Source organism: Paraburkholderia sp. GAS348 (assembly GCF_050434205.1).
In the GTDB taxonomy this organism is placed as follows: Bacteria; Pseudomonadota; Gammaproteobacteria; order Burkholderiales; family Burkholderiaceae; genus Paraburkholderia.
This window is the reverse complement of the sequence record NZ_JBNPVT010000007.1, coordinates 232281-245326: the sequence shown is the minus strand read 5'-3', so window position 1 is coordinate 245326 and position 13046 is coordinate 232281. Positions and strand designations below refer to the sequence as shown.

The window sequence follows — 13046 nt, the reverse complement described above, 5'->3', positions numbered from 1 at the left end:
TCAAGCCCCTTCGGTCAACGCCCGAATAGTCGGCAGGTTGCGCCAGTAGCCCTTGGCGTCCATCCCGCAACCGAACACATAGCGGTCCGGCACTTCGAAACCACAGTAATCCGGGCGCAGCGGCTTCGCCTTCGGAATGATCTTTTCGCACAGCACCGCGCTCAGGAAACGCTTCGCGCCCATTGCGAGGATGCGGTCGCGGATCGCGGCCATCGTCTCGCCTTCGTCGAGGATGTCGTCGAGCACCAGCACGACGCGATCCTTCACCGACTCAGCCGGCGCCACGCGCCACTGCATCTCATTGCCGCCCTTGGTGGTGTTGCGATAGCGGGTCAGGTGGATGTAGTCGAACTCGAGCGGGAAATCGAGGTGCGGCAGCAGCATGCCGGTGAACACCGCCGCGCCGCCCATCACCGACAGCACGAGCGGGAAGTCCTCGCTCATCTCGTTGCGGATGGCGGCAGCCATGCCGCTGATCGACGCGTTGACGTCGTCGGCCGAAACGATTTCTTCGGAGTGGCTAAAAATGTGGAGAGCTTCTTCGCGGTTCATGACGTCTGACGGGCGGTAACTGTATACATAGTGTGGGAGAGAACGACGGTGCGCGGTACAGAATAAACCCGCACAAATCCGGAGTCAGCGCGCGTGCCGTTGTTCATGCACGGAAGCACGCGCACCGCCGTCTTGCTAAAGCTTAGCGCATGCCGGGCATCATGCCCTTCATGCCGCGCATCATCTTCTGCAGGTTGCCCCCCTTCAGCTTCTTCATCATCGTGCGCATCTGGTCGTACTGATTCAGCATGCGGTTGACTTCCTGCACCTGCACGCCCGCGCCGGCGGCGATGCGACGCTTGCGGGTGGCCTTGATCAGCTCGGGCTTCGCGCGCTCCAGCGGCGTCATGGAATTGATGATGCCTTCCATGCGGCGCATCTGCGATTCGGCCATGCCCATATTGGCGCCGGCGGCGGCCTGCTGGAACTGCGCGGGCAGCTTGTCCATCAGCGACGACAGGCCGCCCATGCTCTTCATCTGCGTAAGCTGCGCGCGGAAATCGTTGAGGTCGAAGTCGCCGCCTTTCTTGACCTTGTCGGCGAGTTTTTGCGCGGCCTGGACATCCACGCCGCGTTGCGCTTCTTCGACGAGGGCGAGAATGTCGCCCATGCCGAGAATCCGGTTCGCCATGCGATCCGGATAGAAAATTTCGAGGCCGTCGAGCTTTTCGGCGACGCCGACGAACTTGATCGGCTTGCCGGTCACGTGACGCACGGAAAGCGCCGCGCCACCGCGCGAGTCACCGTCGAGCTTGGTGAGGACCACGCCGGTGAGCGGCAATGCGTCGCTAAAGGCCTTCGCGGTGTTGACCGCATCCTGGCCGAGCATCGCGTCGACCACGAACAGCGTTTCCGCCGGTTTCAGCGTGCTGTGCAGCGCGGCGATTTCGGCCATCATGGCTTCGTCGATACCCAGGCGGCCGGCCGTGTCGACCAGCAGCACGTCGTGGTAGTGGCGCTTGGCCCAATCCACCGCGGCGAGCGCGATATCTACCGGCTTCTGATCCGGTTCCGAGGGGAAGAAATCCGCACCGACCTGTTCCGTCACCATCTTCAACTGCGCGATAGCAGCCGGGCGGTAAACGTCGCACGAGACGGTCAGGACCTTCTTCTTGTACTTTTCGCGCAGGAGCTTGGCGAGCTTGCCGACCGTCGTGGTCTTACCGGCGCCTTGCAGACCCGCCATCAGGATGACGGCCGGCGGCGTGACGGCGAGATTCAGTTCGACCGCCTTGCCTTCATAGTCGCCGCCGATGATCGCGGTGAGCTCGCGCTGCACCACGCCGACCAGCGCCTGGCCCGGCGACAGGCTGCTGATCACCTCCTCGCCGAGCGCCTTTTCCTTCACCTTGGCGATGAACTCGCGCACGACGGGCAGCGCCACGTCCGCCTCGAGCAGCGCGAGGCGCACTTCGCGCAGCATTTCCTGGGTGTTCGCCTCGGTGAGCCGGGCTTCGCCGCGCAGCGTCTTGACGACGCGCGCCATCCGTTGAGTCAGATTGTCGAGCATGGGGAGCGATGAACAGTGCGGCCGGAGCGGGGCGCGATGCAGGAGACGTCGCGGAGCAAGGGCCTAGTGTAAACTTCGAATATGGATATTGTACTGTATGCCCTCACTGCACTCCTCTACGGCGGTCTCGCCGTGGCCGGCTGGCGCTCGCACCGGCACGCCGCCTTGCGCCCCATGCTCGAGAGCGTGCCGCCGGTGCCCGTCGCCACGCGCATGCCGGCCTCGTTAGCCGCCTCGGGCATGAGCACCTCGGGCCGCGCGCTGCTGTTTGTCGCGCTGCTCGCCCACGGCGTGCTGCTGCATACCACCATCTTTCCTCAAAACGCGATGGTGTTCGGTTTCGCGTTCGCGCTGTCGGCGATGTTCTGGCTCGGCGCCGGCATCTACTGGATCGAGAGCTTTTTCTTTCCGCTCGACGGCCTGCGCCTGCTGGTGTTGCCGCTCGCCTGCGTCGCTTCCTTATTGCCGCTGGCGTTCAATGGCGTGCGCGTGCTGCCGTATTCGGCCGCGCCAATGTTCAAGCTGCACTTCCTGATCGCCAATATCGCGTACGGTTTGTTCGCGATCGCGGCGCTGCACGCCATTCTGATGCTGCTGGTCGAGCGGCGTCTGCACGCGATGCGCGGCGGCGTGTCGCAACGGAATGTGGCTGCGGCGGGCAACGGCTGGCTGTCGAGCTGGCTCGACACACTGCCGCCGCTGCTGACGTTGGAAAAGCTGCTGTTCCGTCTGATCGGCGCCGGCTTCGTGCTGCTCACGTTGACGCTGCTCTCGGGCATCCTGTTCAGCGAGCAACTGGTCGACCGCGCTTTGCGGCTCGATCACAAGACTGTCTTCGCGATTCTTTCCTGGGTGATGTTCGGCGCGCTGCTGACCGCGCGCAAGGTTTCCGGCTGGCGCGGCCGTGCGGCATTGCGCTGGGTGCTGGCGTCGTTCGTCGCGCTGCTGCTGGCGTACGTCGGCAGCCGTTTCGTATTCGAGGTGCTGTTGCACCGTGCTGTAGTGTGAGTGTTCTGCCATGCGACAAATTTTCCTGCTGATCCTGTTGTTCATCGTCGGCCAATGGCTGGTCAAGGCGCTGCGTCGTCATGACGCGCAAGCGTCGCAACGCACGGGCGCCGGTGCGAATGGCGCCGCGGGCGCCGGCGGTGCAAGAGGCCAGAGCGGTCCGAATGGCGGCGCGCGTGGGCCCAACGCGCCGCAAGCGCAGCCGCAGCTTGCCGAGCCGATGATCCGTTGCGCCGAATGCGGCGTACACGCGCCGAAGAGCGACTCCGTGGTGGTGGCGGGGCAGCCGTTCTGCAGCGCCGCGCACGCGCAGCGTCACGGCGCGCGACCCACGGGCCGCGACGCTCGATGAGCGTCGCGTTCACCGTCGATGCCGACGGTTGGGTCAGCGCCGCACGCAAACTGCCATCGCCGAATTTCGAAGCGCGGCCCGAAGCGGCCGTGCCGACGTTGATCGTCGTGCACAACATCAGCCTGCCGCCGAACGAATTCGGCGGCACCGCAATCGCCGAACTGTTCCAGAACACGCTCGACTGCGACGCCCACCCGTACTACGACACGCATCTGCGCGGCGTGCGGGTGTCGGCGCACTTCGTGATCCATCGCGACGGCGCGCTCGAGCAATTCGTGTCCTGCAACGAGCGCGCGTGGCACGCCGGCACGTCGAGTTTTTTCGGCCGCGAGCGCTGCAATGATTTCTCGATCGGCATCGAATTGGAGGGCAGTGACACGACTGCTTTCGAAGCGGCGCAATACCGCACGCTCGGCGCACTTGTGACGGCGCTCAAGGCTCGCTATCCGGTAGAGGCGCTCGCCGGCCACTCGGACATTGCCCCCGGCCGCAAGACCGATCCAGGGCCTCATTTCGAGTGGCGGCGTCTGCAGCGCGACACCGCGTTAGCCGATCAGTACTTCCCCTATCTCAAGTTTTCCAAAACGCCGTAACGACCCTTCGCGCGACTTCGCGTGATGCGAGGAGAACAAGGCGCTGCCTTGTTCTCCGGGGAGTCCGCTTCCGGCCGCGCGATGCAAAAGTCAAGACTTCGAAAGCAAATAAATCGATTTGACCTGTCTCGAATCTCCACTATACTTGGTGCCACAAATTCAGTTTCGCACTATATCTTGTGGTGTGCTGTGCATAACCATGTGAATAACTGAGTGCACAACTGGGTGCATAAGTCAGCGGCGCCCCGCTCTCCGAGCATGGCGCCGCAAGCATTCCAGGCAACGAAAAAAATTCCTGTGGCGCGGCCGGAGAGACCACCGGCAGCATCCAGAAGCATTCAGGAAAGGGGCTCGGCTAGTGATCGCGACATACATGATGAAGACCGTTATCAATTCGAACCAGACTTCATCGCTGTCGTATCCCGCCACCCGGCTCAGCCGGCCTTTTTCCTGCACCCCATCGCTTGCGCACGCGGCGGCGCAGCGTTCGTTTTAATCCGCGGCTTTCTCCGCAACATTTCCAAGACCAGGAGCTTTGCACATGCAAACCACCGACAACGTGACGACCCGGTATGAGGGCTCACCGACTGGCCAGGCCTTCGGCCAGGCACAAGGCGCACAAGCGCTCGCGCCGCAAGTGAGCTACGCCGACTACAAGGTGATCCGTCGCAACGGCAGCGTGGTGTCGTTCGAACCGTCGAAAATCGCCATCGCCGTGACGAAGGCATTTCTGGCCGTCAACGGTGGTCAAGGCGCGGCGTCGGCGCGCGTGCGCGAACTGGTCGAGCAACTCACGCAGAACGTGGTGCGCGCACTCGTGCGCAGCCGTCCGAACGGCGGCACGTTCCATATCGAAGACATCCAGGATCAGGTCGAACTCGCGCTGATGCGCGGCGGCGAACACAACGTCGCGCGTGCGTACGTGCTGTATCGCGAGAAGCGCACCCAGGCACGCGGTCATGACGACCAGATCGTCGCCAACACGCCGGGTCTGAACGTCACCGACAACGGCGTGACGCGTCCGCTCGACATGGCTGCGCTGCGCGGCATCATCGAACTGGCTTGTTCGAACCTGGGCGACGCCGTGAGCGCCGATCCGATCATCGCGGAAACGGTGAAGAACCTGTACGACGGCGTGCCGATGAGCCAGGTCTACGACTCGGCAATTCTGGCTGCCCGCACGATGATCGAAAAGGACCCGGCATACAGCCAGGTCACCGCACGCATCCTGCTGCACACGATCCGCCGCGAAATCCTCGAAGAGGAAGTCACGCAAACGGAAATGGGCGAGCGCTACGCCGAGTACTTCCCGCAGTTCATCAAGCGCGGCGTGCAAGCCGAACTGCTCGACGACAAGCTGCTGCAGTTCGACCTGAAGCGCCTCGGCGCCGCACTCGACAATAACCGCGACCTGCAATTCGGCTACCTCGGTCTGCAAACGCTGTACGACCGCTACTTCCTGCATCACGACGGCGTGCGCATCGAAATGCCGCAGGCATTCTTTATGCGTGTGGCGATGGGTCTGTCGCTGAACGAGATCGACCGCGAAGCGCGCGCGATCGAGTTTTACAACGTGCTGTCGAGCTTCGACTTCATGTCGTCCACGCCGACGCTGTTCAACTCGGGCACCCGCCGCTCGCAACTGTCGTCGTGCTACCTGACGACGGTCGACGACGACCTCGACGGCATCTACGAAGCACTGAAGGAAAACGCACTGCTGTCGAAGTTCGCCGGCGGCCTGGGCAACGACTGGACGCGCGTGCGTGCGCTCGGTTCACACATCAAGGGCACCAACGGCAAGTCGCAAGGCGTGGTGCCGTTCCTGAAGGTCGTCAACGACACGGCTGTCGCGGTCAACCAGGGCGGCAAGCGCAAGGGCGCGGTCTGCGCGTACCTGGAAACGTGGCACCTGGACATCGAAGAATTCCTCGAACTGCGCAAGAACACGGGCGACGACCGTCGCCGCACCCACGACATGAACACGGCGAACTGGATTCCCGACCTGTTCATGAAGCGCGTGCACGAAGGCGGCGACTGGACGCTGTTCTCGCCGTCCACCTGCCCGGATCTGCACGACAAGTTCGGCGCCGAATTCGAAACGGCTTACACGGCTTACGAAGACAAGGCCGCGCGCGGCGAGATCAAGCTGTTCAAGAAGCTGCCGGCGGCGCAACTGTGGCGCAAGATGCTGGGCATGCTGTTCGAAACCGGCCACCCGTGGATCACGTTCAAGGATCCGTGCAATGTGCGTTCGCCGCAACAGCACGTCGGCGTCGTCCACTCGTCGAACCTGTGCACGGAAATCACCCTGAACACCAGCGACGCCGAAATCGCCGTCTGCAACCTGGGCTCCGTGAACCTCGTCGCTCACCTGAAGGAACAGGCCGACGGCACGCTGGCGCTCGACCACGACAAGCTGAAGCGCACCATCAGCGTCGCGATGCGCATGCTCGACAACGTGATCGACATCAACTACTACGCGGTCGCCAAGGCGCGTAACTCGAACCTGAAGCACCGTCCGGTCGGCATGGGCATCATGGGCTTCCAGGACTGCCTGCACCTGCTGCGCACGCCGTACGCGTCGCAAGAGGCTGTCGCGTTTGCCGATACCTCGATGGAAGCGGTCTGCTACTACGCTTACTACGCGTCGACGGAACTGGCGCAAGAGCGCGGCCATTACTCCAGCTACCGCGGCTCGCTGTGGGATCGCGGCATCCTCCCGCAAGACTCGGTGAAGCTGCTGGCCGACGCGCGCGGCGGCTATGTCGAAGTCGATTCGAGCGAATCGATGGACTGGACCGAACTGCGCTCGCGCATCGCCACCTACGGCATGCGCAACTCGAACTGCGTGGCGATCGCGCCGACGGCGACGATCTCCAACATCATCGGCGTGTCCGCCTGCATCGAACCGACGTTCCAGAATCTGTATGTGAAGTCGAATCTGTCGGGCGAATTCACGGTGGTCAACGACTACCTGGTGCGCGACCTGAAGGAACGCGGTCTGTGGGACGAAGTGATGGTCGCCGACCTGAAGTACTTCGACGGCACGCTCTCGCGCATCGACCGCATCCCGGCCGACCTGCGCGCGATCTACGCGACCGCGTTCGAACTCGATCCGGTGTGGCTGGTCGAGGCGGCTTCGCGCCGTCAGAAGTGGATTGACCAGGCGCAGTCGCTGAACATCTACATGGGCGGCGCGTCGGGTAAGAAGCTCGACGAGATCTACAAGCTCGCATGGGTGCGCGGTCTGAAGACGACCTACTACCTCCGCACGATGGCGGCGACGCACGTCGAGAAGTCGACGGTGGCGCACGGCGCGTTGAACGCGGTGAGCTCGGGTGGCGGCGAAGGGTCGGGCGGCGCTGCGGGTGGCGCAGCAGGCGGCTTCGGCATGAGCGGCGGCGCAGCTTCGGGCGGCATCCGGGCAGCGGCGGCAGCGCCGGCAGTTGCAGTCGAAGCAGCGCCGGAAGCGGATGGTCCGGTATGCATGATGCGTCCGGGTGATCCTGGCTTCGACGAGTGCGAGGCTTGCCAGTAAGAGCCCTGGTAACTGCCAGGTGAGCACGAAGCAGGCGGCAGGATCGCTGCCTGGCTGAGGGTTGTAGGTAAAGACCCGCATGCGGCGATCCGCAAGCCTGATAGAAGTGATGCAGAAGTGAAGTAGACGAGCGGCGCAACGTAACGAAATCGGAAACGAAATCGACCTTGTGCCGCTCATCGAAAAGCAGCGAAGCATGGCAAGCAACTGAAGCCGTGCAGCGGCAGGCAAGTAGTAGATGAAGCAGTCAGCAGTCGGCAGCAAAGACGAGGCGCTCGACATGAAGCGCTCAGCAAACGCTCCGGCCGATGGTCGATCGACACAGCCGGCCCGATGCATCGCCCGACATTGCATTGCACTTCACCTCGCTAACACTGACGACCAGGCAACCGCGAGGCAACCGCCACGTCGGCGAGGCAGCAGGAAGCAATCGCAAATCACTGCAAGCACGCTCCGCAATACAGATAGATAGAGCAGCGAAACGTCGCTTCGACACATTGCTCTTCGAGCTCGCGAAGCACCTCGACGACACACGTTCAACACGCTTCACATGAGGCGTCGCACACAGTCTGTTGAACAAAGTGTTGTATGAACGTAGCAACGCGAATCGAAAACAGGATTTTTCATCAGCGAACTCTTTTATCGCTCGTGAAAAGATGGTACAAACCGTTCTAAATTGATGGTGACATTTATGCTCAACTGGGATGACGAGATCACTGCCGTAACTCCCTCGAGCGCTACGCAACAGAATGTGTTGCGCAACGCTGCGGGATCGGCTGTCGGTTCGCAAGTCGGAACGCGTTCCGCTCCTCACGCTCCCTCGGCTCAAGACATCTTCGCGAACGACATCGCTGTCGCTCCCGTGGCTCAAGTTGCCCACGCTGCTGCTGGAACGGCTGCCGTTTCCGAAGCGCGGGTCAATGTCGCCGACAAGCGCATCATCAACGGCCAGACCGACGTCAATCAGTTGGTGCCGTTCAAATACAAGTGGGCCTGGGAAAAGTATCTGGCTGGTTGCGCCAACCACTGGATGCCGCAAGAAGTGAACATGTCGCGCGACATCGCCCTCTGGAAAGACCCGAACGGTCTGACCGAAGACGAGCGCCGCATCGTCAAGCGCAACCTGGGCTTCTTCGTGACGGCTGACTCGCTGGCCGCCAACAACATCGTGCTGGGCACCTACCGCCACATCACGGCGCCCGAATGCCGCCAGTTCCTGCTGCGCCAGGCGTTCGAAGAGGCGATCCACACGCACGCTTACCAGTACATCGTCGAATCGCTGGGCCTCGACGAAGGCGAAATCTTCAACGCGTATCACGAGGTTTCCTCGATCCGCGCGAAAGACGAATTCCTGATTCCGTACATCCACGTGCTGACCGACCCGGCCTTCAAGACCGGCACGCTCGAGGCAGACCAGACTCTGCTGCGCTCGCTGATCGTGTTCGCATGTGTGATGGAAGGCCTGTTCTTCTACGTCGGCTTTACGCAAATCCTGGCGCTGGGCCGCCAGAACAAGATGACCGGCGCGGCGGAACAGTACCAATACATCCTGCGCGACGAGTCGATGCACTGCAACTTCGGCATCGACCTGATCAACCAGATCAAACTCGAAAACCCGCAACTCTGGACGGCTGAGTTCCGCGCGGAAATCCGCGAAATATTTCAGCAAGCGGTCGAACTTGAATATCGTTACGCAGAAGATACGATGCCGCGCGGGGTGCTCGGCCTCAATGCGTCGATGTTCAAGAGCTATCTGCGCTTCATCTGCAACCGCCGTTGCCAGCAGATCGGTCTCGATCCGCTGTACCCGAACGAGGAAAACCCGTTCCCGTGGATGAGCGAGATGATCGACCTGAAGAAGGAGCGCAACTTCTTCGAGACGCGAGTGATCGAATATCAGACTGGCGGCGCGCTGACCTGGGAGTGATCCGGTCCGAGTCGCAGATGCATTCATTTTGGGGATGCCGGCGGGCTTCGGCCGCGGCAATTTAGTTAGGAGCAGAACCGCCTGATGCAAATCGTGCCCGGTGCGCCGCGTGCCTTCGCGGCCCACAAACATGGCTGGCACTTTGCGAACCCTTCAGTGGGATGGGCAAACTTCCCCCCGGAAAAAGCCGCTGGCGTTAGCGCCAGCGGCCCGATCAAGCAATTGCCGGCGTTGAGATCCAGCGCCGACCAGATCTGGCGCGCGGTGCCCAAGGGCACGGCGCGCCTTACCGCATTCATTAGCGTAAGCGCGCAGCACCTGCGTACGCCGATGAATAGCCCGCTTCGTAGCGCGCGCCCTGAGAAGCGTCCGCGGGAAGCGGGTTTTGACGAAGGGTGGTGTTTGAACTGACTCTCATCTGAAAACCTGAAGGAGAAAATGATGGCAACTGCAAAGAAAGCGGCAGCTAAGAAACCCGCAGCAAAGAAGGCTGCGCCGGCTAAGAAGGCCGCACCGGCGAAGAAAGTCGCTGCAAAGAAAGTCGCAGTGAAGAAGGTTGCAGCGAAGAAGGCAGCACCGGCTAAGAAGGTTGCAGCGAAGAAAGCTGCTCCGGCCAAGAAGGTTGCTGCCAAGAAAGTCGCAGTGAAGAAGGTTGCGGCGAAGAAGGCAGCGCCGGCAAAGAAGGTTGCAGCGAAGAAAGCTGCTCCGGCCAAGAAGGTTGCTGCCAAGAAAGTCGCAGTGAAGAAGGTTGCAGCAAAGAAGGCTGCGCCGGCGAAGAAGGCCGCACCGGCTAAGAAGGCTGCTGCCAAGAAGGCTGCGCCTGCTAAAAAGGCTGCTGCCAAGAAAGCTGCGCCTGCGAAAAAGGCTGCGGCTAAAAAGGCTGCGCCTGCCAAGAAGGCTGCCGCGAAGAAGGCCGCTGCTCCTGCCAAGAAGGCTGCCCCTGCGAAGAAGGCTGTCGCCAAGAAGGCGGCTCCTGCTCCCGCTGCGACTGCTGTCTCGAGCGCAGCACCGGCGGCAACGGTGAAGACCGCGCTGAACCCGGCAGCGGCATGGCCGTTCCCGACGGGCAGCCGTCCGTAAGCGGTAAATGAGCGGTAGAAGTACTTCGACACGTCGTAGCCCGTGTCGATGATCGAGTAGCGCTTAAGTAGCAGCATGACCGAGCGCTACTCGGTCAGGGTCCCGTTGCCGGGTTTCTGGCGACGGGATTTTTTTTGGTTTGTCGAAGGTGCGGGCTTTGAGAAACCAGTCCAGAACCTGCAGGCGAAAAAACGCTTGCACGGCAACCATGTTGCATGGGACCGGAGTAAGTGCTCTGCATGGGACCAGAGTAAGCGCTAAAGCGCCAACTCTGGTCGACAGCTCTGCATGGGACCAGAGTAAGCGCTAAAGCGCCAACTCTGGTCGACAGGGCAGGGCATGCGCTAGAGGTCGTCGCGGTGGCGCGTGAAGCGCGACCGCGCGAGAGGGGAAACCTAGTGCGTGACGCGCGTGACGCCGCCGCTGGAAAGCAGGCGGACGCGTTCGCCGGCGCGGAAGATCTCGCCGGTGGCGCTTTGGGTGATGGCGCGCATGTCGCCGTTATCGAGTCGCACGGTGATCTCGAGACCGTCGTGCACCGCGGCACCGTTCTCGACCGCATTGCCTGCCACCGCGCCAGCCAGGCCGCCGATGATGCCCGTGACGATCGAGCCGCGGCCGCCGCCGATCGCGCTGCCGGCCACCGCACCCAACGCGCCGCCGCCGATTGCGCCGAGGCCACTCGGCTGGCCGTTGTTCGAACTGATCTTCACGGCCCGAACGCTGTCGACCGTGCCCATGCGGACCGTTTCTTCGCGCTGTGCCTGCGACGCCGTGTAGACGTCGGCAGAGCTGCTGTTGTACGCACACCCCGACATGGCCAGCGAACCGGCGATCAAGGCGGCCACGACCAGGCGACTCGTTGTTCTCATTCCCTAACTCCAATAGCTTGCGGTATTACGGCAGGTCGTATCCGAACGCCTGCTTGAACCGTTCGTTGATCTCCGCCCGGCTGGGCGCGTAGTTTTGCGGGCCCTGGTGTTCGATCTTCAGCGCGCCCATCAGGCTCGCCAGGCGCCCGGTGGTCGACCAGCCGAGCTTGTTCTCGATGCCGTACAGCAAGCCGCCGCGGAACGCGTCGCCGCAACCTGTAGGATCGAGCACCTGCTGTGCCTTGACCGCCGGAATCTTTTCGATGCCGCCGGCGTGATGGATCTGCGCGCCTTGGTCGCCGAGCGTGATAATCAGCGCCTCGACCTTGCCGGCGATCTCTTCGATCGACCAATCTGTTTTGTTGCTCACCAGCTTGGCTTCGTAATCGTTGACCGCTACGTAAGTGGCAAGTTCAATCATGCGGCGCAGCGAGTCGCCATCGAACAGCGGCAAACCTTGGCCCGGATCGAAGATAAACGGCACACCGGCCGCTGCCAGATGCTCGGAATGCTGGATCATGGCGTCGTAACCGTCTGGCCCGACGATGCCGAGCGTGATGCCCTTCGCTTCGTCGGCGCGGTTCAAGTGCGCCTGCATCATCGCACCCGGGTGGAACGCCGTGATCTGATTGTTTTCGAGGTCGGTGGTGATCATCGCCTGGGCCGAGTAGGTGTCCGGCACCACGAGCACGTTTTCCGTCGACAGGCCGAGCTGCTTGAAGCGGTCCATGTAGAGCTGGGCGTCCACCGCGCCGAGCGTCCCCATGATGCGCGCATGGCCGCCGAGCAGATGCAGCGAGTAGGCGATATTGCCCGCGCAGCCGCCGAACTCGCGGCGCATCGTCGGCACGAGGAAGCTCACGTTCAGAATGTGGACCTGCTCCGGCAGGATGTGCTCCCGAAAGCGGCCTTCGAAGGTCATGATGTTGTCGTAAGCGAGCGAACCGCAAATCAGCGTAGCCAAGGCGAGCGTTCCTGTAAAAATCGATAAAGAGAATGGGCGCTACGATGTGACAGCGCCGCGCATGAAGCGCGGCGCCGAGGTTCGTGCGCGAAGGTTTTACTTCAGCGCGGCGAGTGCTGCGTCGTAGTTCGGCTCGTTCTTGATTTCGCCGACCAGCTCAGCGTGCACGACCTTGTCGTTCTCGTCGACGACCACCACGGCGCGTGCCGTCAGACCCGCCAGCGGGCCGCTCGTCACGTCGACGCCGTAGGCCTGCGCGAACTCATGGCCGCGGAACGTGGACGCCGTCACGACGTTCTCGATGCCTTCGGTCGTGCAGAAGCGCGATGCGGCAAACGGCAGGTCGCCCGACACGACGATCACGGCCGTGTTGCTCAGCTTGGCTGCAGCCTCGTTGAACTTGCGGGTCGACGTGGCGCAGGTCGGCGTGTCGAGGCTCGGGACGATATTCAGCACCTTGCGCTTGCCGGCGAAGTCGGCCAGCGACAGCGGCTTCAGATCCTTGCCGACCAGCGAGAAGGCGGGGGCATTCTGGCCCACGCTCGGGAACGTGCCGGCTACTTCGATCGGGTTGCCACCCAGCGTAACTTGACTCATGTTGTCGTGCTCCGAAAATTCGTCAGTAATGACGGTGAACACGCCCGGTCAGT

Annotated in this window: 12 protein-coding genes; 7 read left to right on the top strand and 5 right to left on the bottom strand. The window is 62.3% G+C overall.

Annotation, left to right across the window (positions count from 1 at the left end; genetic code table 11):
* Together P3T22_RS15275 and ffh are read right to left on the bottom strand one after the other, a co-directional pair.
* A complete protein-coding gene (locus tag P3T22_RS15275) occupies positions 1 to 552 on the bottom strand; it encodes a hypoxanthine-guanine phosphoribosyltransferase (RefSeq protein WP_012434394.1) in 552 nt (183 codons plus the stop codon).
* A gap of 142 nt (positions 553 to 694) precedes the next feature.
* On the bottom strand, positions 695 to 2062 hold the full coding sequence (gene ffh / locus P3T22_RS15270; protein ID WP_063497387.1) for a signal recognition particle protein: 1368 nt from the start codon (positions 2060 to 2062) through the stop codon (positions 695 to 697).
* Between the two features lie 81 nt (positions 2063 to 2143).
* Between ffh and P3T22_RS15265 the strand changes: the two genes are divergently transcribed.
* From P3T22_RS15265 to P3T22_RS15235, 7 genes are all read left to right on the top strand, one after another.
* Positions 2144 to 3070, top strand: a complete 927-nt coding sequence (locus P3T22_RS15265; protein ID WP_063497386.1) for a cytochrome C assembly family protein — start codon at positions 2144 to 2146, stop codon at positions 3068 to 3070.
* Positions 3071 to 3080: 10 nt separating this feature from the next.
* Positions 3081 to 3422, top strand: a complete 342-nt coding sequence (locus P3T22_RS15260; RefSeq protein WP_063497385.1) for a PP0621 family protein — start codon at positions 3081 to 3083, stop codon at positions 3420 to 3422.
* Positions 3419 to 4015 (top strand): 1,6-anhydro-N-acetylmuramyl-L-alanine amidase AmpD, encoded by a 597-nt coding sequence (gene ampD / locus P3T22_RS15255; RefSeq protein WP_063497384.1) that lies wholly within the window; start codon positions 3419 to 3421, stop codon positions 4013 to 4015. The genes P3T22_RS15260 and ampD overlap by 4 nt, the downstream gene beginning before the upstream one ends.
* Positions 4016 to 4556: 541 nt before the next feature.
* Positions 4557 to 7553: a ribonucleoside-diphosphate reductase subunit alpha gene (locus tag P3T22_RS15250; protein WP_063497383.1), complete on the top strand. Its 2997-nt coding sequence runs from the start codon at positions 4557 to 4559 to the stop codon at positions 7551 to 7553.
* Positions 7554 to 8244: 691 nt separating this feature from the next.
* Positions 8245 to 9480 (top strand): ribonucleotide-diphosphate reductase subunit beta, encoded by a 1236-nt coding sequence (locus P3T22_RS15245; RefSeq protein WP_063497382.1) that lies wholly within the window; start codon positions 8245 to 8247, stop codon positions 9478 to 9480.
* A gap of 84 nt (positions 9481 to 9564) precedes the next feature.
* Entirely contained in the window at positions 9565 to 9891 is a 327-nt protein-coding gene (locus tag P3T22_RS15240) for a hypothetical protein (RefSeq protein WP_063497381.1), read from the top strand.
* 30 nt (positions 9892 to 9921) lie between these two features.
* Positions 9922 to 10560 carry a histone H1-like DNA-binding protein gene (locus tag P3T22_RS15235; RefSeq protein ID WP_063497380.1) on the top strand — a complete coding sequence of 213 codons (639 nt, stop codon included), beginning with the start codon at positions 9922 to 9924 and terminating at the stop codon, positions 10558 to 10560.
* 395 nt (positions 10561 to 10955) lie between these two features.
* On the opposite strand, the gene P3T22_RS15230 is transcribed toward P3T22_RS15235, so the two are convergent.
* From P3T22_RS15230 to tpx, 3 genes are all read right to left on the bottom strand, one after another.
* On the bottom strand, positions 10956 to 11432 hold the full coding sequence (locus P3T22_RS15230) for a glycine zipper 2TM domain-containing protein (protein WP_063497378.1): 477 nt from the start codon (positions 11430 to 11432) through the stop codon (positions 10956 to 10958).
* 25 nt (positions 11433 to 11457) lie between these two features.
* Positions 11458 to 12396 (bottom strand): carbohydrate kinase family protein, encoded by a 939-nt coding sequence (locus P3T22_RS15225; RefSeq protein WP_063497377.1) that lies wholly within the window; start codon positions 12394 to 12396, stop codon positions 11458 to 11460.
* A 96-nt stretch (positions 12397 to 12492) separates the two neighbouring features.
* Positions 12493 to 12993 carry a thiol peroxidase gene (tpx, locus tag P3T22_RS15220; RefSeq protein WP_063498092.1) on the bottom strand — a complete coding sequence of 167 codons (501 nt, stop codon included), beginning with the start codon at positions 12991 to 12993 and terminating at the stop codon, positions 12493 to 12495.
* Positions 12994 to 13046 lie beyond the last annotated feature (53 nt).

What these genes read in the sequence shown, in the direction of transcription:
- P3T22_RS15275 (WP_012434394.1), bottom strand. Translation starts at nt 552, where the DNA reads ATGAACCGCGAAGAAGCTCTCCACATTTTTAGCCACTCCGAAGAAATC.
- ffh (WP_063497387.1), bottom strand. Translation starts at nt 2,062, where the DNA reads ATGCTCGACAATCTGACTCAACGGATGGCGCGCGTCGTCAAGACGCTG.
- P3T22_RS15265 (WP_063497386.1), top strand. Translation starts at nt 2,144, where the DNA reads ATGGATATTGTACTGTATGCCCTCACTGCACTCCTCTACGGCGGTCTC.
- P3T22_RS15260 (WP_063497385.1), top strand. Translation starts at nt 3,081, where the DNA reads ATGCGACAAATTTTCCTGCTGATCCTGTTGTTCATCGTCGGCCAATGG.
- ampD (WP_063497384.1), top strand. Translation starts at nt 3,419, where the DNA reads ATGAGCGTCGCGTTCACCGTCGATGCCGACGGTTGGGTCAGCGCCGCA.
- P3T22_RS15250 (WP_063497383.1), top strand. Translation starts at nt 4,557, where the DNA reads ATGCAAACCACCGACAACGTGACGACCCGGTATGAGGGCTCACCGACT.
- P3T22_RS15245 (WP_063497382.1), top strand. Translation starts at nt 8,245, where the DNA reads ATGCTCAACTGGGATGACGAGATCACTGCCGTAACTCCCTCGAGCGCT.
- P3T22_RS15240 (WP_063497381.1), top strand. Translation starts at nt 9,565, where the DNA reads ATGCAAATCGTGCCCGGTGCGCCGCGTGCCTTCGCGGCCCACAAACAT.
- P3T22_RS15235 (WP_063497380.1), top strand. Translation starts at nt 9,922, where the DNA reads ATGGCAACTGCAAAGAAAGCGGCAGCTAAGAAACCCGCAGCAAAGAAG.
- P3T22_RS15230 (WP_063497378.1), bottom strand. Translation starts at nt 11,432, where the DNA reads ATGAGAACAACGAGTCGCCTGGTCGTGGCCGCCTTGATCGCCGGTTCG.
- tpx (WP_063498092.1), bottom strand. Translation starts at nt 12,993, where the DNA reads ATGAGTCAAGTTACGCTGGGTGGCAACCCGATCGAAGTAGCCGGCACG.